Origin of the sequence: Streptomyces sp. NPDC035033 (genome assembly GCF_040636735.1) — a bacterium.
GTDB lineage: Bacteria > Actinomycetota > Actinomycetes > Streptomycetales > Streptomycetaceae > Streptomyces.
Map to the genome: position 1 here is coordinate 1 of NZ_JBEZUZ010000041.1, position 24,184 is coordinate 24,184.

Annotated in this window: 22 protein-coding genes; 10 read left to right on the forward strand and 12 right to left on the reverse strand. The window is 74.7% G+C overall.

Annotation, left to right across the window (positions count from 1 at the left end; genetic code table 11):
- The 3 genes from AB0E83_RS18445 to AB0E83_RS18455 all read left to right on the forward strand — a co-directional run.
- Positions 1–348: acyl-CoA dehydrogenase family protein (locus AB0E83_RS18445; protein WP_362112309.1), on the forward strand; the 348-nt coding region annotated here is incomplete at its 5' end.
- A 28-nt stretch (positions 349–376) separates the two neighbouring features.
- Positions 377–1,165 (forward strand): electron transfer flavoprotein subunit beta/FixA family protein, encoded by a 789-nt coding sequence (locus AB0E83_RS18450; protein ID WP_362112312.1) that lies wholly within the window; start codon positions 377–379, stop codon positions 1,163–1,165.
- A 33-nt stretch (positions 1,166–1,198) separates the two neighbouring features.
- Positions 1,199–2,155, forward strand: coding sequence for an electron transfer flavoprotein subunit alpha/FixB family protein (locus AB0E83_RS18455; protein ID WP_362112315.1), 957 nt, complete (start codon positions 1,199–1,201; stop codon positions 2,153–2,155).
- Between the two features lie 62 nt (positions 2,156–2,217).
- Here AB0E83_RS18455 and AB0E83_RS18460 read toward each other — a convergent pair whose 3' ends face one another.
- The 3 genes from AB0E83_RS18460 to AB0E83_RS18470 all read right to left on the reverse strand — a co-directional run bounded on the left by AB0E83_RS18460 (position 2,218) and on the right by AB0E83_RS18470 (position 4,288).
- The gene (locus AB0E83_RS18460; protein ID WP_282695617.1) at positions 2,218–2,601 is read right to left on the reverse strand and encodes a hypothetical protein; all 384 of its coding nucleotides are present in this window, start codon (positions 2,599–2,601) and stop codon (positions 2,218–2,220) included.
- Between the two features lie 111 nt (positions 2,602–2,712).
- Positions 2,713–3,441: a TetR family transcriptional regulator gene (locus tag AB0E83_RS18465; RefSeq protein WP_362112319.1), complete on the reverse strand. Its 729-nt coding sequence runs from the start codon at positions 3,439–3,441 to the stop codon at positions 2,713–2,715.
- Positions 3,442–3,526: 85 nt separating this feature from the next.
- A complete protein-coding gene (locus tag AB0E83_RS18470; protein WP_362112322.1) occupies positions 3,527–4,288 on the reverse strand; it encodes an SDR family NAD(P)-dependent oxidoreductase in 762 nt (253 codons plus the stop codon).
- A gap of 282 nt (positions 4,289–4,570) precedes the next feature.
- Here AB0E83_RS18470 and AB0E83_RS18475 point away from each other — a divergent pair, with 282 nt between their 5' ends.
- Both AB0E83_RS18475 and AB0E83_RS18480 read left to right on the forward strand, forming a co-directional pair.
- Positions 4,571–5,128 (forward strand): heme-binding protein, encoded by a 558-nt coding sequence (locus tag AB0E83_RS18475; RefSeq protein ID WP_362112325.1) that lies wholly within the window; start codon positions 4,571–4,573, stop codon positions 5,126–5,128.
- A 221-nt stretch (positions 5,129–5,349) separates the two neighbouring features.
- Positions 5,350–6,828 carry a serine/threonine-protein kinase gene (locus AB0E83_RS18480; protein ID WP_362112328.1) on the forward strand — a complete coding sequence of 493 codons (1,479 nt, stop codon included), beginning with the start codon at positions 5,350–5,352 and terminating at the stop codon, positions 6,826–6,828.
- Here AB0E83_RS18480 and AB0E83_RS18485 read toward each other — a convergent pair.
- Positions 6,797–7,951 carry an acyl-CoA dehydrogenase family protein gene (locus AB0E83_RS18485; protein WP_362112331.1) on the reverse strand — a complete coding sequence of 385 codons (1,155 nt, stop codon included), beginning with the start codon at positions 7,949–7,951 and terminating at the stop codon, positions 6,797–6,799. The two genes, AB0E83_RS18480 and AB0E83_RS18485, sit on opposite strands and share 32 nt — an antisense overlap.
- 116 nt (positions 7,952–8,067) lie before the next feature.
- Here AB0E83_RS18485 and AB0E83_RS18490 point away from each other — a divergent pair, with 116 nt between their 5' ends.
- Positions 8,068–8,673 (forward strand): TetR/AcrR family transcriptional regulator, encoded by a 606-nt coding sequence (locus AB0E83_RS18490; protein WP_362112334.1) that lies wholly within the window; start codon positions 8,068–8,070, stop codon positions 8,671–8,673.
- Positions 8,674–8,747: 74 nt separating this feature from the next.
- Positions 8,748–10,052 (forward strand): ROK family transcriptional regulator, encoded by a 1,305-nt coding sequence (locus tag AB0E83_RS18495; RefSeq protein ID WP_362112337.1) that lies wholly within the window; start codon positions 8,748–8,750, stop codon positions 10,050–10,052.
- A 43-nt stretch (positions 10,053–10,095) separates the two neighbouring features.
- Here AB0E83_RS18495 and AB0E83_RS18500 read toward each other — a convergent pair whose 3' ends face one another.
- The 6 genes from AB0E83_RS18500 to AB0E83_RS18525 all read right to left on the reverse strand — a co-directional run bounded on the left by AB0E83_RS18500 (position 10,096) and on the right by AB0E83_RS18525 (position 17,343).
- Positions 10,096–10,401, reverse strand: a complete 306-nt coding sequence (locus AB0E83_RS18500) for a hypothetical protein (protein ID WP_362112340.1) — start codon at positions 10,399–10,401, stop codon at positions 10,096–10,098.
- Positions 10,402–10,544: 143 nt separating this feature from the next.
- Entirely contained in the window at positions 10,545–11,684 is a 1,140-nt protein-coding gene (locus tag AB0E83_RS18505) for an XdhC/CoxI family protein (RefSeq protein WP_362112343.1), read from the reverse strand.
- A gap of 41 nt (positions 11,685–11,725) precedes the next feature.
- A complete protein-coding gene (locus AB0E83_RS18510; RefSeq protein ID WP_362112346.1) occupies positions 11,726–13,198 on the reverse strand; it encodes an NCS2 family permease in 1,473 nt (490 codons plus the stop codon).
- 232 nt (positions 13,199–13,430) lie between these two features.
- On the reverse strand, positions 13,431–15,830 hold the full coding sequence (locus tag AB0E83_RS18515; protein ID WP_362112349.1) for a molybdopterin cofactor-binding domain-containing protein: 2,400 nt from the start codon (positions 15,828–15,830) through the stop codon (positions 13,431–13,433).
- Positions 15,831–15,832: 2 nt separating this feature from the next.
- Positions 15,833–16,447, reverse strand: coding sequence for a (2Fe-2S)-binding protein (locus AB0E83_RS18520; protein WP_362112352.1), 615 nt, complete (start codon positions 16,445–16,447; stop codon positions 15,833–15,835).
- 2 nt (positions 16,448–16,449) lie between these two features.
- Complete coding sequence (locus AB0E83_RS18525) at positions 16,450–17,343, reverse strand: xanthine dehydrogenase family protein subunit M (RefSeq protein ID WP_362112354.1); 894 nt, start codon at positions 17,341–17,343, stop codon at positions 16,450–16,452.
- Between the two features lie 305 nt (positions 17,344–17,648).
- Between AB0E83_RS18525 and AB0E83_RS18530 the strand changes: the two genes are divergently transcribed.
- Together AB0E83_RS18530 and AB0E83_RS18535 are read left to right on the forward strand one after the other, a co-directional pair.
- Positions 17,649–19,343 (forward strand): PucR family transcriptional regulator ligand-binding domain-containing protein, encoded by a 1,695-nt coding sequence (locus AB0E83_RS18530; protein ID WP_362112357.1) that lies wholly within the window; start codon positions 17,649–17,651, stop codon positions 19,341–19,343.
- A gap of 331 nt (positions 19,344–19,674) precedes the next feature.
- Entirely contained in the window at positions 19,675–20,463 is a 789-nt protein-coding gene (locus AB0E83_RS18535; protein WP_362112359.1) for a hypothetical protein, read from the forward strand.
- Positions 20,464–20,484: 21 nt separating this feature from the next.
- Here AB0E83_RS18535 and AB0E83_RS18540 read toward each other — a convergent pair whose 3' ends face one another.
- Together AB0E83_RS18540 and AB0E83_RS18545 are read right to left on the reverse strand one after the other, a co-directional pair.
- Positions 20,485–22,068, reverse strand: coding sequence for a hypothetical protein (locus AB0E83_RS18540; protein ID WP_362112362.1), 1,584 nt, complete (start codon positions 22,066–22,068; stop codon positions 20,485–20,487).
- Positions 22,069–22,275: 207 nt separating this feature from the next.
- Positions 22,276–23,055, reverse strand: a complete 780-nt coding sequence (locus AB0E83_RS18545) for a GntR family transcriptional regulator (protein WP_362112365.1) — start codon at positions 23,053–23,055, stop codon at positions 22,276–22,278.
- 239 nt (positions 23,056–23,294) lie between these two features.
- Here AB0E83_RS18545 and AB0E83_RS18550 point away from each other — a divergent pair, with 239 nt between their 5' ends.
- Entirely contained in the window at positions 23,295–24,167 is an 873-nt protein-coding gene (locus AB0E83_RS18550; protein ID WP_362112368.1) for a (2Fe-2S)-binding protein, read from the forward strand.
- The last annotated feature ends 17 nt before the right edge of the window (positions 24,168–24,184 follow it).

Here is a 24,184-nt window from a genome sequence, read left to right on the forward strand (position 1 = left end):
GTGACCGAGCGCAAGCAGTTCGGCCGGCCGATCGCCGACTTCCAGGGCGTGCAGTTCATGCTCGCCGACATGGCCATGAAGCTGGAGGCCGCCCGGCAGCTGACCTACGCCGCCGCGGCGAAGTCCGAGCGGGTCGACTCCGACCTGACCTTCTTCGGCGCCGCCGCCAAGTGCTTCGCCTCCGACGTCGCCATGGAGGTCACCACCGACGCCGTCCAGCTCCTGGGCGGCTACGGCTACACCCGTGACTACCCCGTCGAGCGCATGATGCGCGACGCCAAGATCACCCAGATCTACGAAGGCACCAACCAGGTCCAGCGCATCGTCATGGCCCGCAACCTCCCGTAACCATCCGCTCGTTGAAAGGAGCCAGGCCGTGACCCTGAGGATCGCTGTCTGTGTGAAGTACGTTCCCGACGCCACCGGCGACCGCGGTTTCGCGGACGACCTGACCGTCGACCGCGACGAGGTCGACGGCCTCCTCTCGGAGCTCGACGAGTACGCGGTCGAGCAGGCGCTGCGGATCTCCGAGGAGGCCGACGACGCCGAGGTGACCGTCGTGACGGTCGGCCCGGACGACGCCAAGGACGCCCTGCGCAAGGCCCTGTCGATGGGCGCCGACAAGGCCGTCCACGTCAACGACGAGGCCATCCACGGCTCCGACGTCATCGCCACCTCGGCGATCCTCGCCAAGGCCCTGGAGAAGACCGGCTTCGACCTGGTCGTCTGCGGCATGGCGTCGACCGACGGCACCATGGGCGTGCTCCCCGCGCTGCTCGCCGAGCGGCTGAACCTGCCCCAGGCGACGCTCCTCTCCGAGGTCTCGGTGGAGGGCGAGCTCGTGAAGGGCCGCCGGGACGGCGACGCCGCCACCGAGCTCGTCGAGGCCCCGCTGCCGGCCGTCGTCTCGGTCACCGACCAGTCCGGCGAGGCCCGTTACCCCTCCTTCAAGGGGATCATGGCCGCCAAGAAGAAGCCGGTCGAGGAGCTGGAGCTCGACGACCTGGACATCGACGCGGACGAGGTCGGCCTGGCCGGCTCCTGGACCCTGGTCGAGTCGGCCGCCGCCCGCCCGGCCCGCACCCAGGGCACGATCGTCACGAACGAGGACGGTGACGGCGGCAAGCAGCTGGCCGCCTTCCTCGCCGCCCAGAAGTTCATCTGACCGCCCGTCATCCCACCTCAGGAGCAAGGAATCATGGCTGAGATCCTGGTTCTCGTGGACCACGCCGACGGTGCGGTCCGCAAGCCGGCCCTCGAACTGCTCACCCTGGCCCGCCGGCTCGGCGAGCCGTCCGCGGTCGTGCTGGGCGCCGGCGAGGCCGCCGCCTCCGTCGCCGCCACCGCCGCCGAGTACGGCGCGGCCACCGTCTACGTGGCGGACGGCGCCGAGTTCGCCGACCAGCTCGTCGTCCCGAAGGTCGACGCGCTCACCCAGATCGCGAAGGAGAAGGAGCCGGCCGCCGTCCTGGTGACCTCCTCCGGCGAGGGCAAGGAGATCGCGGCCCGCGTCGCGCTCCGCCTCGGCTCCGGCCTCATCACCGACGCCGTCGAGCTGGAGGCCGGCGAGGAGGGCCCGGTCGCCACGCAGTCGGTCTTCGCCGCCTCGTACACGGTGAGGTCCCGCGTCTCGCACGGCGTCCCGGTCATCACCGTCAAGCCGAACTCCGCCGCCCCGGAGGCCGCCCCGGCCGCCGGCAAGGTCGAGGACGTCGCCGTCGCCTTCACCGGCAACGCGGCGAAGGTCGTCTCCCGCACCGCGCGCGTCTCCACCGGCCGCCCGGAGCTCACCGAGTCCGCGATCGTGGTCTCCGGCGGCCGCGGCGTCGGCGCCGCCGAGGGCTTCGAGGTCGTCGAGAAGCTGGCCGACTCGCTCGGCGCGGCCGTCGGCGCCTCCCGCGCCGCGGTGGACGCCGGCTGGTACCCGCACGCCAACCAGGTCGGCCAGACCGGCAAGCAGGTCTCCCCGCAGCTGTACGTCGCCGCCGGCATCTCCGGCGCGATCCAGCACCGGGCCGGCATGCAGACGTCGAAGACGATCGTCGCGGTCAACAAGGACCCGGAGGCCCCGATCTTCGACCTGGTCGACTACGGCGTGGTCGGCGACCTCTTCGAGGTGCTGCCGCAGCTGACCGAGGAGATCGGCTCGCGCTGACGCCGTCGGACACGACGAAGGGGGTGGCACTCTGTGCCACCCCCTTTCGCGTGCCCGCGGGCTCAGATCCAGCCGTCCAGCGGGACCTCCTCGCAGAGCCGGACGACCGGCCGGCGCCCGGTGTCCGCGGCGCTCGCGAGCTTGACCCGGACGCCCGGGCGCACGGCGTGCGGCGGCCCGTCGACCCGGCAGCGGACCACGAAGCCCTCGGCCATGTGGACCGGCCAGAGGTCCGCCTCGGCGGCGGTGTGGGCGCGGCGCACCGTGATGACGCCCTCGCCCTCGCTGAGTTGGGGCGCGAGTTCGGTCGACCCGCAGGTCGGACAGAGCAGGCGCTGGAAGGTGGTGGTGTGGCACCAGGCGCAGCGCTGGAAGTAGAGATCGGTGCCGGCGGCCGATTCCTCGGTCCGGACGGCGCCGGGGGTCCTCAGTCCCGTGTGGAACACGATGCCTTCTCCTCGCACTCGGCGGCTCGACCGTGCATGGAGCCCAAGATATGGCACTCAGTGCCAGCAAAGAAAGACCTGAGTTCCCTCGAATTGAGATACCGAGTCCCCTCAGCCCTCGCCGAGGCTCGATTCCACCTCGCGCACCACGCGCCACATCGGGGTGGAGCGCCGGGTGATGACGACGACCACGTCGTCGTCCTCCCCGGCGGGGCCGTCGCCGCCGGCCCCCGGGGCGGCGTCGGGGCTCCAGGTGGCCCGGACGAACTCCAGGGCGCGGTCGACCTCGTCCAGCGGATCGCCCTCGCCGCCCGAGCGGAGCCAGTGGCGCAGGGTGTGGTTGTGGGCGGCGACGACGGCCGCGGCGGCCACGTTGGCCCGCAGGGTGCCGTCCCTGCGGTCGGCCCAGCGGGCCCGCAGGTAGTCGCCGAGGGTCTTCTCGTACCGCCAGACGACGGAGAGCTCGTACGTGCGCAGCCCGGCGACCTCGCGGGTGAGCCGGTAGCGCTGGACGGAGAAGGTCGGGTTCTCGGCGTACATCCGCATGACCAGGCGGGTGGCGTCGCAGACCCGCGCCATGGGGTCGTCGGTGTCGGCGCTCGCGGCGAGGAAGCGGGTCATGTCGTCGAGGCGCTGCTCGTGGTCGGGGAAGACCACGTCCTCCTTCGACGGGAAGTAGCGGAAGAAGGAGCGGCGGCCGACGCCCGCGAGCGTGACGATGTCGTCGACGGTGGTCTGTTCGTAGCCCCGCTCCAGGAAGAGCTGGAAGGCCGCGGCGATGAGGGAGTCCCGCATCGCGGGCTTCGGGGGGTTCGTGTGGGGGGTCGCCGCTGCTGCCATGGACCGAACCTAACATCCGGAGCACATTCGTGCGGCACTCGGTGCCGGATTTTTCCGGCACCGAGTGCTCTACGCGGGGCCCGGGTCAGCGGGCGGCCATCCGCAGCGCGCCGTCCATCCGGATCGTCTCGCCGTTGAGGTAGTCGTGCTCGGCGATCATCGTGACGAGGCGGGCGTACTCCTCCGGCCGGGCCAGGCGCTGCGGGAAGGTGACGCTCGCGGCGAGCCCGGCCCGGATCTCCTCGCTGAAGCCGGCCATCATCGGGGTGTCGACGATGCCGGGGGCGACGGTGACGACCCGGATGCCGAACTGGGCGAGGTCGCGGGCGGCGGTGATGGTCATCCCGGCGACCCCGGCCTTCGAGGCGGCGTACGCGATCTGCCCGACCTGGCCCTCGAAGGCCGCGATGGAGGCGGTGTTGACGACGAGGCCGCGCTGTCCGTGGGCGTCCGGCTCGTGCCGCGCGATGGCCTCGGCGGCGAGCCGCATCACGTTGAAGGTGCCGATCAGGTTGACGTTCACCACCGTGCGGAACAGGTCGAGGTCGTGCGGTCCCTTGCGGCCCAGGACGCGGGCGGAGGGGGCGATCCCGGCGCAGTTCACGGCGAGCCGCAGCTCGGCGCCGTCGGCGTCGAGCCGCGCGAGCGCGGCGCGGACCTGGTCCTCGTCGGTGACGTCGGCGGCGATCAGGCGCACGCCTCCGGGCAGTTCGCCGGCGGCGGCGACGGCCTTGTCGAGGTCGAGCCCGTAGACCGTGGCGCCGCGGGCGGCGAGCGCGGCGGCGGTGGCGGCGCCGAGCCCGGAAGCGGCGCCGGTGACGAGAGCGGCGGAGCCGGCGATGTCCATGGAACTCCTCGTTCGTGTCGTGCGGGTGACCCTGCCGGCGGGTTGGCCGCCGGGCCGGGGGCGCGTCCCCGCGGGGGACCGCGCGGTCTGCGCGATCTGCGCCGCCACCATAGAACCCCGTGCGCCGGGGATCCGGGACGGGGGTCATCCGATCGGTGGACCCCGGGGTCCGCCGATCCGCCCGCGGCCCGCAGCCGGTGCGCCGACCGCCGGCGGCCGGGACCGGCCGGAGGATGGGGCGTCAGCCGATCTTCGACCCCCGACCTGTGGAGCGAACGCCCTATGAAGCACGTGAAGAAGGCCAACCGGACCCGTCTGATGACCGGGGGCGCGGTCGTCGCCCTCGGCCTGGCCGGTTTCGGCGCCTACTCCGCGAGCGCCGGCGGTGAGCGGGCCGCCGCCCCCGCGGCCGTCACCGAAGCCGCGCGGAAGAACACGGCCTCCGCCACCCACCTGACGGCCGCCGCGGCGACGGAGGCGGCCAGGGCGGCGCTGGAGGCCGCGAAGAAGGAGAACCAGCGGGTGACGGTCGCCGTGGTGGACCGCGACGGCAACACGATCGTCACCCTGCGCGGCGACGGCGCCGGCCCGCAGTCCTACGAGTCGGCGGAGCGCAAGGCGTACACGGCCGTCTCCTGGAACGCCCCGACCTCGGTCCTCGCCGGCCGCCTGGCCCAGGCCCCGAACCTGAAGGACATCCCCGGCACGCTCTTCCTCGGCGGCGGCGTCCCGGTGACCGCCGGCGGCGCCCCGATCGCGGGCATCGGCGTGGCCGGCGCGCCCTCCGGCGACCTGGACGAGAAGTTCGCGCGGGCGGGCGCGGCGGCGCTGGAGAAGTAGTCCGCACCGGCCCGGGAGACGCCGAACCCCGGTGCGCCTGAAACGGGGGAACACAGGCGAACCGGGGTGGCTGCTCCGAGCATACGCCTCAACTTGTTCAACACGAAATCACCACGGGACCGCCACGCGGAACACCGCCCTGCCGAGCCCGTCCGGACTGGCCCGGGGCCGCGCACCTCTGGAAGGATCGCCCCCCTCAGGAGAGCGAACTCGGGGGAACCGTGCACGACTTGCAACCGGACGATCCGGCCTCCGTCGGCCCGTACCGCCTCTCGGCGCGGCTCGGTGAGGGAGGCATGGGCCAGGTCTTCCTGGCGGTCTCCCGCAGCGGCCGGCGGCTCGCGGTGAAGGTGATCCGTCCCCAGATCGCCGCCGATCCGGGTTTCCGGGAGCGGTTCCGCCGCGAGGTGGCGGCGGCCAGGACGGTGGGCGGCTTCTGGACGGCGCCCATCGTGGACGCCGACCCGGACGGGCCCGTGCCGTGGGTCGCGAGCGACTACATCGACGCGCCGGACCTGGCGGGGCTCGTACGGGAGCGCGGCCCGCTCCCCGAGGCGGAGGTGCGGTCCCTGGCCGCCGGGCTCGCTGAGGCCCTGGAGGCGGTCCACCGGGCCGGTCTGGTCCACCGCGACCTGAAGCCGTCGAACATCCTGGTCACCCCGGACGGCCCCCGCGTCATCGACTTCGGCATCTCGAAGGCCGTGGAGGGCGCGACGGCCCTGACGGACACCGGCCTGGTCGTCGGCACACCGGGCTTCATGAGCCCGGAGCAGGCGACGGGCGCGCCGGTGGGCCCGTCGAGCGACGTCTTCTCGCTGGGCGCGGTCCTGGCGTACGCCGCCACCGGCCGGGCCCCCTTCGGCGAGGGTTCCGTCCCGGCGCTCCTCTACCGGGTCGTCCACGACGCGCCGGACCTGGACGGGGTGCCCCCGGCGCTGCTCCCGCTCGTCGCCGACTGCCTGGACAGGTCCCCGGACCTGCGGCCGACCCCCTCGGGGGTCCTGAACGTCCTGCTGGGCCCGGCCGCTCCGGCGCCCGCGACCCCGCCGCCGCTCCCCCGCACCCGCGTCGACGCGGCCCCGGCCCCGCCGGGCGCCGACGCGGCCGCGCGGATCGTGGAGGTCACCGCGGGGATCGTGGAGCGGCCGACCCGGCGCGCGCAGAACGGCGGCTGCCTCGCGGCCCTCGGGGTCCTCTGCCCGGTCGCCGGGGTCCCCGTCGGCTTCGCCCTCTCGCTCCCGGTCGTCACCCTCACCACCGTGGTGCTCGGCCTGGCCGCCCTCGTGACCGGCCTCGTCGTCGCCGGCGGCCAGCCGCTGGTCCGGCACACCGTCCAGCTGACCGCCGACCACCTCCACTGCCGGGTGCGCGGCCGGCGCTGGTCCTCGGCGTGGACGGACGTCTCCCGCGTCACCGTCCGGCCCACGGTTCCGGGCGCCCGGGGAGAGCGCCGGTGGCAGCTGGCCGCCCGCCTCCGGGAGGGCGCGCCGGTCCCGCAGGGCTTCTCCGGCAAGGGCGAGCGGGAGGCCGTCATGGCGCTCCACTTCGACGACTCGGAGGACCCGGTCCCGGCCCTGCGGCGCCTCGACGCCGGGCTGCGCCGGCACGCGGGCGACCGCTACTCCCCCGACGCCGTCCTCACCGCCTTCCTGGACCGGCCGCCGACCGCTACTTCTCCGGGCGGGCCAGTCCCCGGCTGATGACCAGCCGCTGGATCTGGTTCGTCCCCTCGAAGATCTGCATGATCTTCGCCTCGCGCATGTAGCGCTCGACGGGGAAGTCGCGGGTGTAGCCGTAGCCGCCGAGGACCTGGACCGCGTCGGTGGTGACCTTCATGGCCGTGTCCGTGGCGATCAGCTTCGCCGCGCTGGCCTGGCGGCTGAAGGGGCGGCCGAGGTCGCGGCGGCGGGCCGCGTCCAGGTAGGTGGCGCGGGCCGCGTCGACGGCGGCGGCCATGTCGGCGAGGAGGAAGCCGAGGCCCTGGTGGTCGACGATCCGGCGGCCGAAGGTGGTGCGCTCGTTGGCGTAGTCGACGGCCGCGTTCAGGGCGGCCTGGGCGAGGCCGGTGGCGCAGGCGGCGATGCCGAGGCGGCCGTTGTCGAGGGCGCTGAAGGCGATCTGGAGGCCCTGGCCCTCCGCGCCGACGAGCCGGTCCTCCTCGATGAGGGCGCCGTCCCAGTAGGCGGAGGTGGTGGGGACCGCCTGGAGGCCCATCTTGCGCTCGGGGGCGCCGAAGGAGAGGCCCTCGGTCTCGCCGGGGGCGAGGAAGCAGGAGACGCCGTGGCCGCCGGGGGCGGTGCGGGCGAAGAGGGCGTAGAAGCCGGCCTTGCCGCCGTGGGTGATCCACGCCTTGGTGCCGGTGATGCGGTAGCCGCTGCCGTCCTCCTGGCGCTCCGCCTTGCAGGCGAGGGCGGCGGCGTCCGAGCCGGCCTGCGGCTCGGAGAGGCTGTAGCCGCCGACGAGGCGGCCCTCCAGCATCGAGGGGAGCCAGCGCTCCTTCTGCGCGTCGGTGCCGAAGGCGTACAGCGGGTGGCAGGCGAGGGTGTGGACGCTGGTGGCGACCGCGACGGCCGCCCAGCGGGCGGCGAGCTCCTCCAGGACCTGGAGGTAGACCTCGTACGGCTGGCCGCCGCCGCCGTACTCCTCGGGGTAGGCGAGGCCGAGCAGGCCCGCCCGGCCGAGCGTGGCGAAGAGACCCTCGGGATAGGTCTCGGCGGCCTCGTGTGCGTCCACCCGGGGAGAGAGCTCGTTGTCGGCGATCTCGCGGGTGAGGGCGATGAGGTCCGCCGCCTCGGGGGTGGGAAGCAGGCGGTCGACATCCATGGCGACTCCATCGGCGCGCAAAGTGGTACTCGGGCGGGTACTCCAGTACCGCTAAAAATAGCGCACATATTGGCGACCGTAACCCCTCGGCCGGGGCGGCCCGGCATACTGTTCGGATGATCGAGACCTCCGCCACCGACGCCCCGAAGCTCACGGGCCGCGGAGCGGCGCGCCGTTCCGCCCTGTTCGAGGAGCTGGTCGCCCTGCTCGTCGGCGAGGGGTTCGCCCGGCTGACCCTCGACGACCTCGCCGCCCGCCTGCACTGCTCCAAGCGCACCCTGTACGGCCTGGCCGGCAGCAAGGAGCAGCTGGTCCGGGCGGCCGTCGTGCACTTCTTCCGGCGCGCCACCACCCGCGTCGAGTCGGTGCTCGCCGCCGCGAACGGCCCCGCCGAGCGGCTCTCCGCCTATCTGCGGGCCGTCTCCGCCGAGCTGGCGCCGGTCTCCCAGCAGTTCTTCGACGACGTGGCCGCCTTCGAGCCCGCCGCCGAGGTGTACGAGCGCAACACCCGCGCCGCCGCCGGCCGGGTCAAGGAGATCATCGAGGAGGGCGTCAGCGCCGGCGTCTTCCGGGAGGTCCACGTGGCCTTCGCCGCCGACGTCATCGCCTCCGTCATGGTCCGCATCCAGCGCCGGCAGGTGGCCGCCGCCACCGGCCTCGCGGACGCCGAGGCGTACGACCAGCTGGCCGAGCTGCTGCTCAGCGGGCTGCGCCGGGCCTGAGGCGGGACCGGCGTGAACCGACTCCACCGGCCCGGCCGTCACCGCGGCCCGGGCCCCCACCGCGAGGGGACCCCGTGACCAGACCCAGCGGCCGGACCGTGCGGGACCTGCGGCGCGAGAACCGCAGCACGGTCCTGAGGCGGCTCTACTTCGACGGCCCCATGAGCCGCTTCGCGCTCGGGCCCGCGACCGGCCTGAGCTCGGGATCGGTCAGCAACGTGGTCGCGGAGCTGGTCGCCGAGGGGCTCGTCGAGGAGGCCGGCAGCGTCGACTCGGCCGGCGGCCGGCCCCGCGTCCTGCTGCGGATCGCGCCCTCCGGCGGCCGGATGATCGGCGTGGACGTCGGCGAGACCCGGGTCCGGGTCGAGCTCTTCGACCTCGCCCTCACCGAACTCGCCCGCGCCGAACGCCCGCTGGCCCCCTCGGCGGGGAGCGGGCGGTACGCGGTCGAGGCCGTCGTCGGCCTCGTCCGGGAGTGCGTCGCCGAGGTGCTGCGCACGGCGGACGTCCCCGCCGGGTCCCTGCTCGGCGTCGGGATCGGCGTCCCCGGCATCGTCGAGCAGTCCCCGGAGGACGGGGCGGTGGTGCACGGCCAGACGATCGGCTGGGACGCGGTGCCGCTGGAGCGGCTGCTGCGCGAGGCCGTCGACCTGCCGGCGGAGGTGCCGTACCGGATCGACAACGGCGCCAGGACCCTCGGCCAGGCCGAGACGTGGTTCGGCGCCGGCCGCGGGGCGGCGAGCTCGGTCGTGGTCCTCTTCGGCTCCGGCGTCGGCGCCTGCGTGACGACGGACCCGTCGGCGCCCGGGCGGGCCCTGGAATGGGGCCACCTGAAGGTCCGGGTCCGGGGCCGGCGGTGCCGCTGCGGCGCCCGGGGCTGTCTGGAGGCGTACGCCGGAGCGGAGGCCCTCCTCGCACGGTGGCGGGAGGCGGGCGGCGAGCCCCCGGCCGGCGCGGACGACGAGACCGCGCTCGCGGCGATGACGGCCGCCGCGTACCCCGGGGACGGCGGCGACCCCGACCCGGCCGCGGTCGCCGTCCTGGCGGAGACCGCCGAGTACCTGGGCGCCGGCTTCGCCGACCTGATCAACCTCTTCCAGCCGGAGCGGATCCTCGTCGGCGGCTGGGCCGGCCTCCAGCTCGGCGCCCGCTTCCTGGCGGCCGCCGAGGAGCACGCGCGCGCGTACGCCCTGGCGTACCCGGCGGCCCGGGTGACCTTCGGCATGGGCAGGCTCGGCCCCGAGGCGGTGACCGTCGGCGCGGCGGTCCTCCCGCTGGCGGAGTTCTTCGCCCGCGGCGGCCGCCGCGAGGACCCCGGCCCCGCCGAGACGCCCCCGGCCTGGGCGGAGACCGTGCGGGAGCGTGCCGCCAGGCCGTGACGGGTACGGCCCGGGCGCCCTCGCCCGGGGCCGTGCGCGGGCGTCAGCCGGGGCCGGCCCCGGGGGCCGGGGGAAGCCCCGGAGCCGTTCCGGGCGCGTCGGCCGTCCCGGGCGAGCCGGCGGTGAGCGGGACGCCGAGGCCCTCGCACATGCGGCGGGCACGGGCGAGGGCGCTGAGGGTGGCCGGGGCGGGCCGGTCCGACGGCAGGACGAGCCGGACCCGGCGCGGCCGGTGCGCGGCGACGAGCGCCTCGATCCGGAGGGCGGCCGCCGCCCGGGTGGTGACGTCCAGCTCCTGGCGGAGATGGACCACCAGCAGACCGCCGTCCCGTCGGTGGGTCAGGAGCACCGTCGCCTCCGTACGCTCGCGCACTGTCGTCCCCGGCCTTTCTTCCGCGCCCCGTGACCGGGCTCCCCCCGAGTCTGCGCCCCGGGACCGCCTCCCGCCCCGGGACACTCCGGAGCGACGGCGGGGACGCGCCGGACCGGCCGCTAGGCGACCGAGCCGATGCGGCCCGCGACGGGCGCGTCGGGGCCGTCGTGGTGGATGGGGGTGTGGGCGCCGGTGAGGGAGGCGCCGCTGCCGCCGCGGCGGTCGGCGACGATCTCGGCGGCGATCGACAGGGCGGTCTCCTCGGGGGTGCGGGCGCCGAGGTCGAGGCCGATCGGGGAGCGCAGCCGGGCGAGTTCGAGTTCGGTGACGCCGACCTCGCGGAGGCGCTCGTTGCGGTCCTCGTGGGTGCGGCGGGAGCCCATCGCGCCGACGTAGGCGACGGGGAGCCGCAGGGCGGCCCGGAGGAGGGGGACGTCGAACTTGGCGTCGTGGGTGAGGACGCAGAGCACGGTCCGGGCGTCGACCTCCGTCGACTCCAGGTAGCGGTGGGGCCATTCCACGACGACCTCGTCGGCCTCCGGGAAGCGGGCCTCCGTCGCGAAGACGGGCCGCGCGTCGCAGACGGTGACGTGGTAGCCGAGGAACTTGCCGACCCGGACGAGGGCCGAGGCGAAGTCGATGGCGCCGAAGACGATCATGCGGGGGGCGGGGACGGAGGACTCCACGAGGAGGGCGAGCGGCTGTCCGCAGCGGCTGCCGTCCTCGCCGATCTCCACGGTGCCGGTGCGGCCGGCGTCGAGGAGGGCGCGGGCCTCGGCGGCGGCGGTGCGGTCCAGTTCGGGGTGGCCGCCGAGCTTCCCCTCGTACGAGCCGTCCGGGCGGACCAGGAGCGCCCGGCCCAGCAGGTCCTCGGGGCCGGAGACGATCCGGGCCAGGGCGGCCGCCTCCCCCGAGGCGGCGGCCGCGAGCGCGGCGGGGAAGACCCCGCCGCGGACCGGGGTGACGAGGATGTCGATGACGCCGCCGCAGGTCAGGCCGACCGCGAAGGCGTCCTCGTCGCTGTAGCCGAAGCGCTCCACGACGACCTCGCCGTCGTCGAGCGCCGTCTGGCACAGCTCGTACACCGCGCCTTCCACGCACCCGCCGGAGACCGAGCCGATCGCCGTGCCCTCGCTGTCGACGGCGAGGGCGGCGCCGGGCTGCCGGGGCGCGCTGCCGCCGACGGCCACCACGGTGGCCACGGCGAAGTCGCGTCCCTGCTCGACCCACCGGTGCAGCTCTTCGGCGATGTCCAGCATGTCGGTCTCCTTGGCGGTGTGGGGAGGGCGGCGGTCGGGCGTCAGCTGACGCCCAGCCAGCCCTCGATCGGGTGAAGGGCGAAGAACACGATGAATATCGCGGTCAGGCACCACATGAACGCGCCGACCTCGCGGGCCTTGCCCTGCGCCACCTTGATGACGGTGTAGGCGATGACGCCGGCCGCGACGCCCGGGGTGATGCTGTAGGTGAACGGCATCAGGACGACGGTCAGGAAGACCGGAATGGCGACGGAGCTGTCGCCCCAGTTCACGTGCTTGGCGTTCATCATCATCATCGCGCCGATGACGACCAGGGCGGCGGAGCCGACCTCGCGGGGCACGATCTGGGTGATCGGGGTGAAGAAGAGGCAGGCCGCGAAGAACAGGCCGGTGATCACCGAGGAGAAGCCGGTGCGGGCGCCCTCGCCGACGCCGGTGGCGGACTCGACGAAGACGGTCTGGCCGGAGGCGCCGGAGACGCCGCCGATCGCGCCGCCCGCGCCGTCGATGAACAGCGCCTTGGAGAGGCCCGGCATGCGGCCCTTGTCGTCGGCGAGGTTGGCCTCGGTGCCGACGCCGATGATGGTGGCCATGGCGTCGAAGAAGCCGGCGAGCACCAGGGTGAAGACGATGACGCCGACGGTGATGTAGCCGACGTCGCCCCAGCCGCCGAAGGAGACGTCGCCGAAGAGCGAGAAGTCCGGGGTGGAGACGGCGCTGCCCTTGAGCTCCGGGGAGCCGTTGGCCCAGGCGCCGGGGCCCTTGGCCGGGATGTCGGCGACCGCGTTGACGATCAGCGAGATGACGGTGCCGGCGACGATGCCGATGAGGATCGCGCCCGGGACCTTGCGGGCCTGGAGGGCGAAGATCGCGAGGAGGGTGACGGCGAAGATCAGGACGGGCCAGCCGACGAGCTCGCCGCCGGCGCCGAGGGTGACGGGCGGGCCGAACTGCGGGCCGGCGCCGACGAATCCGGCCTTGTTGAAGCCGATCAGGGCGATGAAGAGGCCGATGCCGATGGTGATGCCGTGCTTGAGCGGCAGCGGGATGGCGTTCATGATCATCTCGCGGAGGCCGGTGACCACCAGGAGACAGATCACGACACCGTAGACGACGCACATGCCCATCGCCTGCGGCCAGGTCATCTGCGGCACGACCTGGGTGGCGAGCACACCGGAGACGCTGAGTCCCGCCGCGAGGACGAGCGGCACCTTGCCGACGAAGCCCATCAGCAGGGTCGTCACCGCCGCCGCGAAGGCGGTCGCCGTGATGACGGCGGAGGAGGCGAGGACGTTCTTCTCGACGTCCGGGCCCCCGAGGAGGATCGGGTTGAGCAGGAGGATGTACGCCATCGCCATGAAGGTGGTGACGCCACCGCGGATCTCCGTGCCGACGGAGGATCCTCTCTCCGAGATGTGAAAGTACCGGTCGAGCCAAGACCGGCCGGCGGGGTTGCGCGAGCCGGAGCCCGCGTCCTCCGCGGCGGTCTTGGGCTCCACAGACGACTGGGTCATGGGGCCTACTCCCAAGGTTCAAAGGGGCACCCGCGCGAGGGGATTCGCTTCTGCGGGATTTGGGAAACGCTGTTGGCTGCACGACCCGGGGGACGGCCCGAGACGAACGGGGTACTGCGGGTACTTCGGGTACTGCCGGTACTGCGGGTACTGCGGGGTGCTGCTGCTCCGGGCGGTGCGGGCGGGGAGGGAAGTGTGACGTTCCTGGGGAGGCACGCACCGCCCGGAGGGTCTACAGGGTGCCGGTGAGCGCCTCGGGGCGGACCGGCGTCTTGTTGAGCTCCAGGCCCGTCGCCGCCCGGATCGCCGCGAGGACGGCCGGGGTGGACGACAGGGTCGGGGCCTCGCCGATGCCCCGGACGCCGTACGGCGCGTTGGGGTCGGCCAGTTCGAGGTAGTCGACCGGGATGGTCGGCGTGTCGAGGATGGTGGGGATCAGGTAGTCCGTGAAGGAGGGGTTCCGCACCTTCGCGGTCTTCGGGTCGACGATGATCTCCTCCATCACCGCGACGCCCAGGCCCTGGGTGGTGCCGCCCTGGATCTGGCCGACCACGGAGAGCGGGTTGACCGCCTTGCCGACGTCCTGGGCGCAGGCCAGCTCGATGACCTTGACCAGGCCGAGCTCGGTGTCCACCTCCACCACCGCGCGGTGCGCGGCGAAGGCGTACTGGACGTGGCCGTCGCCCTGGCCGGTGACGAGGTCGAAGGCCTGGGTCGGCCGGTGCCGCCACTGCTCCTCGATCTCGACGGCCTCGTCCTCCAGGACGTCCGCGATCGTGGCGAGGGCCTCGCCGCCGTCGGTGACGACCTTGCCGCCCTCCAGGAGGAGTTCGGCGGTGGCCCAGGCCGGGTGGTACGAGCCGAACTTGCGCCGGCCGATCTCCAGGACCTTCTCGCGGACGAGCTCGCAGGAGTTCTTGATGGCGCCGCCGGTCATGTACGTCTGGCGGCCCGCGGAGGTCGAACCGGCCGAGCCCACCTGGGTGTCGGCGGGGTGGATGGTGACCTGCTGGACGCCGAGCTCGGTGCGGGCGATCTGGGCGTGGATGGTGACGCCGCCCTGGCCGACCTCCGCCGCGGCGGTGTGCACGGTGGCGACGGCCTCGCCGTTGATGACCTCCAGACGGATCTTCGCCGTCGAGTAGTCGTCGAAGCCCTCGGAGAAACCGACGTTCTTGATGCCGACCGCGTAGCCGACGCCGCGCACGACGCCCTCGCCGTGGGTGGTGTTGGACAGGCCGCCCGGCAGCGCGCGGACGTCCGCGCCCTCGCCGGCGGACTCCCACTGGCGCTCCGGCGGCATCGGACGGGCCTTGACCATGCGCAGCAGCTCGGCGACCGGGGCCGGCGAGTCCACGACCTGGCCGGTCGGCATGATCGTGCCCTGCTCCATGGCGTTGATCTGGCGGAACTCCACCGGATCCATGCCCAGCTTCGCCGCGAGCTTGTCCATCTGGGCCTCGTAGGCGAAGCAGGCCTGGACCGCGCCGAAGCCGCGCATGGCGCCGCAGGGCGGGTTGTTGGTGAAGAGGCCGATCGCCTCGATCTCGACGTCGTCGATGACGTACGGGCCGACCGAGAGGGAGGAGGCGTTGCCGACGACCGAGACCGTGGAGGAGGCGTACGCGCCGCCGTCCAGGACGATCTTGCACTTCATGTGCGTGAGCTTGCCGTCCTTGGTGGCGCCGTGCTCGTAGTAGAGCTTCGCCGGGTGCCGGTGGACGTGCCCGAAGAAGGACTCGTACCGGTTGTAGACCATCTTGACCGGCTTGCCGGTGTGCAGGGCGAGGACGGAGGCGAGGATCTGCATCGAGATGTCCTCGCGGCCGCCGAAGGCGCCGCCGACGCCGGCCATCGTCATGCGGACCTTCTCCTCGGGCAGGCCGAGGCAGGGCGCGATCTGCTCGCGGTCCGCGTGCAGCCACTGGGTGGCCACGTAGAGGTCGACGCCGCCGTCCTCGGCGGGCACCGCGAGGCCGGACTCCGGGCCGAGGAAGGCCTGGTCCTGCATGCCGAAGGTGTACTCGCCCTTGACGATGACGTCGGCGCGCTTGGCGGCCTCGTCGGCGTTGCCGCGGATGATCGGCTGGCGGTGCACGATGTTGGGGTGCGGGACGTGCTTCGCGTGCTTGTCGGTGCGGTTCTCGTGGACGAGGATCGCGTCGGGGGCGGTCGCGGACGCCTCGTCGGTGACGAGGGGCAGCTCGCGGTACTCGACCTTGATCTTCGCGGCGGCGCGGCGGGCGGTCTCCGGGTGGTCGGCGCCCACGAGGGCGACCGGCTCGCCGTGGTGGCGGACCTTGCCGTAGGCGAGCACCGGGGTGTCGCGGAACTCCAGGCCGTAGTTCTTCGCGGCCGGCAGGTCGTCCGCGGTCAGGACGGCGTAGACGCCGTCCATGGCGAGGGCCTCGGAGACGTCGATGGAGACGATCTCGGCGTGGGCGACCGTGGAGCGCAGGATCTGGCCCCACAGCATGTCCTCGTGCCACATGTCCGAGGAGTAGGCGAACTCGCCGGTGACCTTGAGGGTGCCGTCGGGGCGGAGGGTGGACGCGCCGACGCCGCCCTGGGTGTGGTTCTGCGTGACGTCGGTGGGCGTGCCCACCGGTGCGGTACGGGTGTTCTGAGCCATCGTCAGACCGCCTCTCCCTGGCGCTCCTGGCGAGCGGCCGCGAGGCGGACCGCGTCGAGGATCTTCTCGTAACCGGTGCAGCGGCAGAGGTTGCCGGAGAGCGCCTCGCGGATGTCCGCGTCCGTCGGGGACGGGTTGCGCTCCAGCATCTCGTCGGCCGCGACGAGCAGGCCGGGGGTGCAGAAACCGCACTGGACGGCGCCGGCGTCGATGAACGCCTGCTGGATCGGCGAGAGGGCCAGCGGGTCGCTGCCGGCCTCACCGGTCTGCGAGTCCTGCGGCTTCGCCTCCCACTTCTTGGCCGCGTCGAGCGAGGTGCCGCAGGCGCCGGAGGCGCAACCGCCGTGCTCGGCCTCGTCGGAGCGGCGCTTGGCGTACTCCGCCAGGCCCTCGACGGTGACGACCTCGCGGCCCTCGACCTGGCCGGCGGCGACCAGACAGGAGCAGACCGGCACGCCGTCGAGACGGACCGTGCAGGAGCCGCACTCGCCCTGCTCGCAGGCGTTCTTGGAGCCGGGCAGGCCCAGGCGCTCGCGCAGGACGTAGAGGAGGGACTCGCCCTCCCAGACGTCGTCGGCTTCCTGCGGACGACCGTTGACCGTGAAATTGACGCGCATGGTTATGCAGCTCCCTCAAGCGTGCGGCCGGCGCCGCGGTACTGCTCCCACGTCCAGCCGAGCTGGCGGCGAGCCATGATGCCGACGGCGTGGCGCCGGTACTTGGCGGTGCCGCGGACGTCGTCGATCGGGTTGGCGGCGGCCGAGCAGAGGTCGGCGAACTGCTTCGCGATCGCGGGGGTGATGATCTTGCCGTTGTCCCAGAAGCCGCCCTCCTCCAGAGCCGCGTTCAGGAAGTTCTCGGCCTCCTTGGCGCGGATCGGGGTCGGCGCGGCCGAGCCGATGCCGGTGCGGACGGTCCGGGTCTCCGGGTGCAGCGCCAGGCCGAAGGCGCAGACGGCGATGACCATCGCGTTGCGGGTGCCGACCTTGGAGTACTGCTGGGGGCCGTCCGCCTTCTTGATGTGGACGGTCTTGATGAGCTCGTCGGGCTGGAGCGCGTTGCGCTTCACGCCGGTGTAGAACTCGTCGATCGGGATGAAGCGGCTGCCGCGGGCCTGCGACTCGACCTCGACCTCGGCGCCGGCGGCGAGGAGGGCGGGGTGGGCGTCGCCGGCCGGGGAGGCGGTGCCGAGGTTGCCGCCGACGCCGCCGCGGTTGCGGATCTGCGGGGAGGCGACCGTGTGCGAGGCGAGCGCCAGGCCCGGCAGCTCGGCCCGCAGGTTCTCCATGATCTGCGTGTACGGGACGGAGGCGCCGAGTCGGACGTTCTCCTCGCCGACCTCCCACTCGCGCAGCAGCTCGATGCGGTTCAGGTCCAGCAGGTACTCGGGACGCCGGTGGTCGAAGTTGATCTCGACCATGACGTCGGTACCGCCGGAGATGGGGACGGCCGTGGGGTGCTCGGCCTTGGCGGCGAGCGCCTCCTCCCAGCTGGCGGGGCGAAGGAAGTCCATGGTGGCTCTCTTCTAGTGATTCCGGGGATCGGGGGCGGACGACTGGGCCCTGGGGGACGTTCGGCCCTCGACTTCGTGTTCATGTCCTGTTCACGCGGTGTGTGGCCTAGTACACAAGCCCGCCGGGCCCGTGTGCAGTAACCGAAACCATGAAGGAGTTGGCCGGTGCCCCGGTACGTCTTGTAGATTCGAACGAAAGACGGGGAACGGCAACCTCGCTGTTTTCCCCTGGAAACGGTGGCACCACTCCACCGTCGACAACGCGACACCCACGATCACTGACACGAAGGAACGGCGGCGAGACCATGCGGCTGCGCGCACTGCTGGAGAACGACGCGCTCGGGCTGCGCCTGCTGGGCGGCGAGGAGGAGCTCGACCGCTCCGTCCGCGGCGTGATGACCACGGACCTCAAGGACCCCAGCCGGTACCTGTCCGGCGGCGAGCTGGTCCTCACCGGCCTGGCCTGGCTGCGGGACCCGGCCGACGCCGAGCCCTTCGTCCGGATCCTGGGCCAGGCCGGGGTCGCCGCGCTCGCGGCCGGCGAGGCCGAGCTGGGCGACATCCCCGACGATCTCGTACAGGCGTGTTCGCGCCACCGTCTGCCGCTCTTCGCGGTCAACGAATCCGTTGCGTTCGCGACGATCACCGAGCACGTTGTTCGACAGGTCTCCGGCGAGCGGGCGGGCGACCTGGCGGCCGTCGTGGATCGGCACAGGCGGCTGATGACCTCCGGCCCGGCGGGCGGCGGCCCCGAGGCCGTCCTCGACCTGCTCGGCTCCGACCTGGACCTGCGGGCCTGGGTCCTCTCCCCCACCGGGCGGCAGATCGCGGGGGCCGGCGAGCCGCTCGAACCGGCCCTCGCCGCCGGCCTCGCGGGCGAGCACCTGGCCGCCACCCGGACCGGCCGGCGCGGCCCGCACCGGCTGACCGTGAACGGCACCGCGTACTCGCTCTTCCCGATCCGGAACACCGGCCGCGCCGCCGGGCCCGCCGCCCGGGACGTGCGCGAGACGGTCCTGTCGGACTGGCTGCTCGCCGTCGAGGCCGACGCCGGGGAGTGGCCGGCCGCCCGGCTCGACCTGCTCCAGGGCGTCACCCAGCTGATCTCCGTCGAGCGCGACCGGCGCGACGCGGCCCGTACGGTGCGTCGCCGGCTCGCCCAGGAGGTCCTCGAACTGGTGCAGACCGGCGCCGCGCCGGCCGAGATCGCGGCCCGGCTGCGGGTCGCCGCCCCGGTGCTGCTGCCCGGTCTCGGCGCCGCCCCGCACTGGCAGGTGGTCGTGGCCCGCGTCGAGTGGGACCAGGAGGGCGGGCAGTCCCCGGTGGAGCCCGGCCCGGTCACCCAGGCGCTCCTGGAGGAGATCCTGGTCGACCCGGCGACGGTCGGCGCCGACTCCGCCGACCGGATCGCCGTCGCCCACACCGGCGACGAGGCCATCGCGCTGGTGCCGCTGGCCGCGGGGCCGCTGCCGGAGAGCGAGGACGACGGTCCGGCGCCCGCGCTGGGCCTGCACGCCGACGCCCTGCTCGCGGCGGTACGGGCCCCGCTCTCGGCGGGCCTCGCCGACGACGGGCGGCTCACGCTGGGCGTCAGCGCCGCCGTGCACTCGGCGGAGGGCCTGCGCGGCGCCCTGGAGGAGGCCCGGCACGCCCGCCGGGTGGCCGCCGCCCGCCCCGGCCGGGTCTGCGCGGCGGGCCACCACGAGCTGGCCTCGCACGTGCTGCTGCTGCCCTTCGTCCCGGACGACGTGCGGCGCGCCTTCACGGCCCGGCTGCTCGACCCGCTGCGCGACTACGACCGGCGCCACCGCGCGGAGCTGATCCCGACCCTGGAGGCGTTCCTGGACTGCGACGGCTCCTGGACGCGCTGCGCGACCCGGCTGCACCTGCACGTGAACACGCTGCGCTACCGGGTCGGCCGGATCGAGCAGCTGACCGGCCGCGACCTGTCCCGCCTGGAGGACAAGCTCGACTTCTTCCTGGCCCTGCGGATGAGCTGACCCCCTCCCCCGGCGGGGCCGGGCGTCCTCCGCCCGGTTCCGGAATTCACTCCTTCGGTTGAGTCCGGAGGAGTGGGGGAAGGGGGCCCGGGCCGCCCCTCCGGCGCGGCCCGGCTCCTCACCCCCCTCCCTGATCACCCCCGTGATCACGGGCCCCGACGCCCTCTGACGCCCCGTCGGCCCCGGTCCCGGCGGGGCGTCCCGGCCGTCCCGCGCCTTTGTGAAATTTTTCACCCGACCCCTTGGCCGGGTACGGCCGTTCGTGCTGAGATGCCGTCCTACTCAACAGCTCGATGGCGCGCTCGGGGAGGGCAATGTGGCGGACACCGCCATGTCTGGTTCCGAATCAGGGGGCGGCGCACGTCCGTCCCTCGCCTACGGCAAGGAGACTCCCGTGGAGACCGCCATATGGCGGCTCCGCTCCCGCGGCTGCTGGGCCGACGCGGCGGCGCTGCTCGCCCCCCGCGCCCACGAACCGGCCGCCGCGCTCGAACGGGCCGCGCTGCTGATCGAGCGCTGCCTCTACACCGAACAGGGCTGGGCCGAGGCTGAGGAGGCGCTGCGCGCCGCCGAGGCGGTCGCGGGCAGCGACGAGGAACGCGGGGCCGCGGCCTGCGAACGCGGCTACCTCGCCTACGCCTCCACCCTCCTCGGGGTGCGCGACCGGGCCGACGAGGCCCGGATGGCGCTGGGCCGGGCGGCGGCGCTGATCGCCCCCTCGGCGGCGGGCCGTCCGCTGCTCGACTACCGGCGCGGGCTGATCGCGCAGAACCTGGGCGACTCCCCGCAGGCGGCCCGGGCCGCGTACCGCCGCGCGCACGCCGGCGCCACCGCGCAGGGCGACTCGCTGCTGCTCTCCTCCACCTGGCGCCACCTCGCCGGACTGGCGCTGCGCGAGGGGGAGTTGGCGGAGGCCCGGCACGGCTTCGCCGAATCGCTGCGGATCCGGGAGGAGTTGGGCTACCTGGTCGGTACGGCTCCGGCGCTGACCGCCCTGGCGGACGCCGAGACGGAGCCGGAGGCGGGCCGGCTGCGCGCCGAGGCCCGCCGCCTCTTCCGCCTCCTCGGCGGCGTACCGACCTGGCTGGCGGGGCAGTTGACGCCCCGGGCGGCCATGTGAGCCCCCGGCGCCGAGGGGGCGTCACCTGCCATGCGGCTCCAGGCAGATGAGGCTCTCGTCGGTGCCGACCAGCAGGGCCCCGGTGGCCGTGACCGCGACGGCGCGGACCGCCGGGCCCGGCCGGAAGGCGCGCCGCCGGCCGCCCTCGGCGGGGATCAGCTCGACCCGGCCGTCGGCCCAGGCGGCCGCGACGAGCGGGCCGCCGGGGGCGGGCGCCGCGTGCAGGGCGACGACCGGCGCCCGGCGCTCCGCGAGCGGTTCGGGGACCGGCGGCCGCCCGGGCGTCCAGAGCCGTACGGTGCCGTCGGCGCCGCCCGAGCAGACGAACGGGGTCTCGGACTCGACGGCGGTCACGGCGGTGACCCGGCCGCTGTGCGAGGCGGCCTGGTGGAGGCCGTTGACGCCGAAGGCGTGGACCGAGCCCAGCCGGTCCCCCACCACCACCGACCCCGCGATGGCCGCGAGCGCCGTGCCCGGGTGCCGGGACAGGGTGGTGGAGACGGCCTCGGTGAGCCGTTCCAGATAGGGCGGGCGGGGCGCCGTGCCCCGTACGGTGTGCAGCCGGCCGCGCTCGTCGAGGAGCAGCACCGTGCCGTCGGCGGTGGGGGCGAGGGCGGTGATCCCGCCGCCGGCCCGGTGGGCGAGCCGCCCGGCGCCGGAGGCGTCCGCCTCCCGCAGCAGCCGGACGGTGCCGGTGCGGTCGCCGACGAGCACCAGCTCGGCCGAGGGCCCGCCGGCCGTCGCGCCGAGCACCGCGACCGGGCCGGGCCACGGCGGGGTGACGTCGCCCCGGTGCCGGGCCCACCGCACCCGCCACGGAGCGGGTGACGCCCGCTCCGCGAGGGCGGGCCGCAGCCGGGGGTCGGCGCCGTCGCCGAGCGCGGTGAGCAGCACCAGCGCGCGGCCGGCCGGCCCGTCCGCCGCGCAGAGCGCCTGCCCGGCCCGCAGCCAGGCGTCGCGCAGCCCGCCGTGGTCGTCGGCGGAGGCGGTCGCGTATCCGGTGGTGACGAGGAGCGGGTCGGCGGCGCAGACGGCGGCGGGGTCGGAGAGGTCGGGAAGCGGCGGGACGGGCGGGGCGGACCCGGGTCCGGCGTCGCCTTCGAGGTCGACCACGGTGGTGCGGGCGGCCCGGGGCGGCCGGGTGCCGGTGCGGGCCTCCACCACGAGCCGGAGCCGCCCGAGCCCGGCGAGGCCGGCGAGCAGGTCGGCGACGGCCTCCGGTTCGGCGGCGGCGTGCAGATCGGTGAGGAGGAGCACGGTCCGGCCGGTGCGGCGGGCCTCGCTGGTGGCGAGGGTGGGGACGAGGTCGGCCGGGGTCCTGGCGACCACGCCGAGCCGGTTCGCGAGCGTCCAGGCCACGCCGAGGGCGCTCTGTCCGGCGAGCGGCACCAGGATCCGGTCGGTCCTGGCCCGGCCGCGCCGGGCCCTGGTCTCGTGGGCCGCGAGCCATCCGAGGAGGGCGGTCTTGCCGCTGCCGGGGGCGCCGGTGACCAGGCAGAGGCGGGGCGCGTCGGGGTCGGTCAGCCAGCCGAGCAGGGCGGCGGCCTCGGGCCGCGTACCGGAAGGTCGGCGTCCGTCCGGCGGGGACGGGATCGCGGACGGCATGGGGCAACCTCACGGGCGGCGCGGTGCGGGCGGCTGTCGACCACGACCTTAGTGGGCGCGGGGCCCGGGGAGACCGCCCGTCGCGGGACCGGTCTTCCGGGGGCGCCGCTTCTCCGGGTCGCGGCCCGCCGCGGCGGCCGTGCCCCGCGGCCCCGCCCCGTCCCGTCCGGGCTCCCCCGCTCCCGCCGGTCCGGCGGGAGCGGGGGCTCAGCCGTTCGCGCCGGTGAAGTGCTCCCGGACCAGTTGCTCGACGACCGGGAGGTCCTGGGCGGCCAGGGCGTCGAGGAGGGCGGTGTGTTCGGCGGCGTCCGCGACGAGGTCCGCGTGGCGCGGGACGGGGGCGCTGAGGAGCGGCCACTGGGAGCGCCGGTGCAGGTCGTCGGCGATGGTCAGGAGCTGGTCGTTGCCGGCGAGGGCGAGGACCGCGCGGTGGAAGGCGCGGTCGGTCTCCGCGTAGTGCGCCCGGTCGCCGCGGGCCGCGGCGGCGCCGGTGGCCTCGGCGAACGGGCGGAGCGCGGCCCAGTCGCGGGCCGGGACGGTGCGGGCGAGGCGCAGCATGACCGGGACCTCGATCAGGGCCCGTACCTCGGCCAGCTCGGCCAGCTCGCGGGGGGTGCGGACGATCACCCGGAAGCCGCGGTTGGGGACGACCTCGACGGCGCCCTCGACGGCGAGGCGCTGCATGGCCTCCCGGACGGGGGTCGCGGAGACGCCGAAGCGCTCGCCGAGGACGGGGGCGGAGTACACCTCGCCGGGGCGCAGCTCGCCGGCGACGAGGGCGGTCCGCAGGGCGTCGAGGATCTGGCCCCGGACGGAGTGGCGCCGGACGGCGCGCGGGCCGTCGCCGGGGAAGGGGTACGGGGCCTCGCCGTGGGTGTGCTCGCCCCGGGCCTGCTCGCCGCGGGCCTGTCCGGGGACGCGCGGGGCCTCGGGGGCGGTCCCGTACGCGGGGTCCGGCCGCCCGTCCCCGGGGTCGCCGAATCGCACGGACGACCCGTCCGTCGCCCGCCCGCGCGCTGCGCCCTGCTCCACTCGGGTCCTCCTGCGGCCTCGTGCCGGGCCCGGCTCGCGATGCCGGGGTCCCCTGTGCACCATAGGCGAACGGACCGTTCCGCGGGACCGCGCTCACGAGGCGCAGGTGGGAAGGGGTCCGCGGGTGGTGAGACGCGATGCCGTTTCGGGTAAGGTAAGGCTAACCTGCTAACGATCGCGATTCGGTGGTCCGCATGACCGTCCCCGCTCTGCTGCCCTCCCCGCTCGCCTCGCCCGTCGCGGCCGCGTACGCCCGGCTCACCGAGGTGTTCCCCGGCCTGCGCGTGGAGGAGACCGCCGGGGACGAACGCCTGCCGAAGGGCGCCGGCTGGGTCCGCGCCGAGGACCTCGCCGCCGGCGGGGCCGCCCTGGACGCCTTCCTCGCCTGGGACGACGCCCAGACGCTCCGGGACTACGGACAGCAGGCCCGCCCCGACGTCGTCGCCGGCTTCGGGCTGCACCGGTACGCCTGGCCCGCCTGCCTCCTGGTGACCGTCCCCTGGTTCCTGCACCGCCGGGTCCCCCGCCTCCCCGCCGGCGCCGTCTCCTTCCAGCGCGCCCGGGGCCGGATGGCGGTCCGCGTCGAGGAGTTCGCCTGCCTGCCCGGCGACCCCGCCGCCGCCCTGCCCGGCGCCCGGGTGGTCGCCGGCGAGGAGGCCCTGCGGGCGGAGGTGCGCGCCTCGCTCGCCGAGCACTTCGAGGCCCTCCTGGAGGGCTTCGGCCCGCGGATGCGGCGGGGCCGGCGCGCCCTGTGGGGGATGGTGACGGACGAGGCCGTGGAGAGCCTCTGGTACATCGGCGCCCTGCTCGGCGAGGAGGCGCGGGCCATGGCCGAGCTGGAGGAGCTGCTGCCGGGCACCACCGGGAGGAAGCCGGAGAAGCCGTACGCCGGCGGGGCCGGCTTCCGGGCGCTGGCCGGGACCGAGGGGCCGGACGGCGCCCCCCGCGCCACCCGGGACCGGGCCGCCTGCTGCTTCTTCTACACGCTGCGCCCCGAGGACACCTGCCTCACCTGCCCCCGCACCTGCGACGAGGACCGGGTCCGGCGGCTCGCCGCCACCGCCTGAGACTCACACCACCCGGA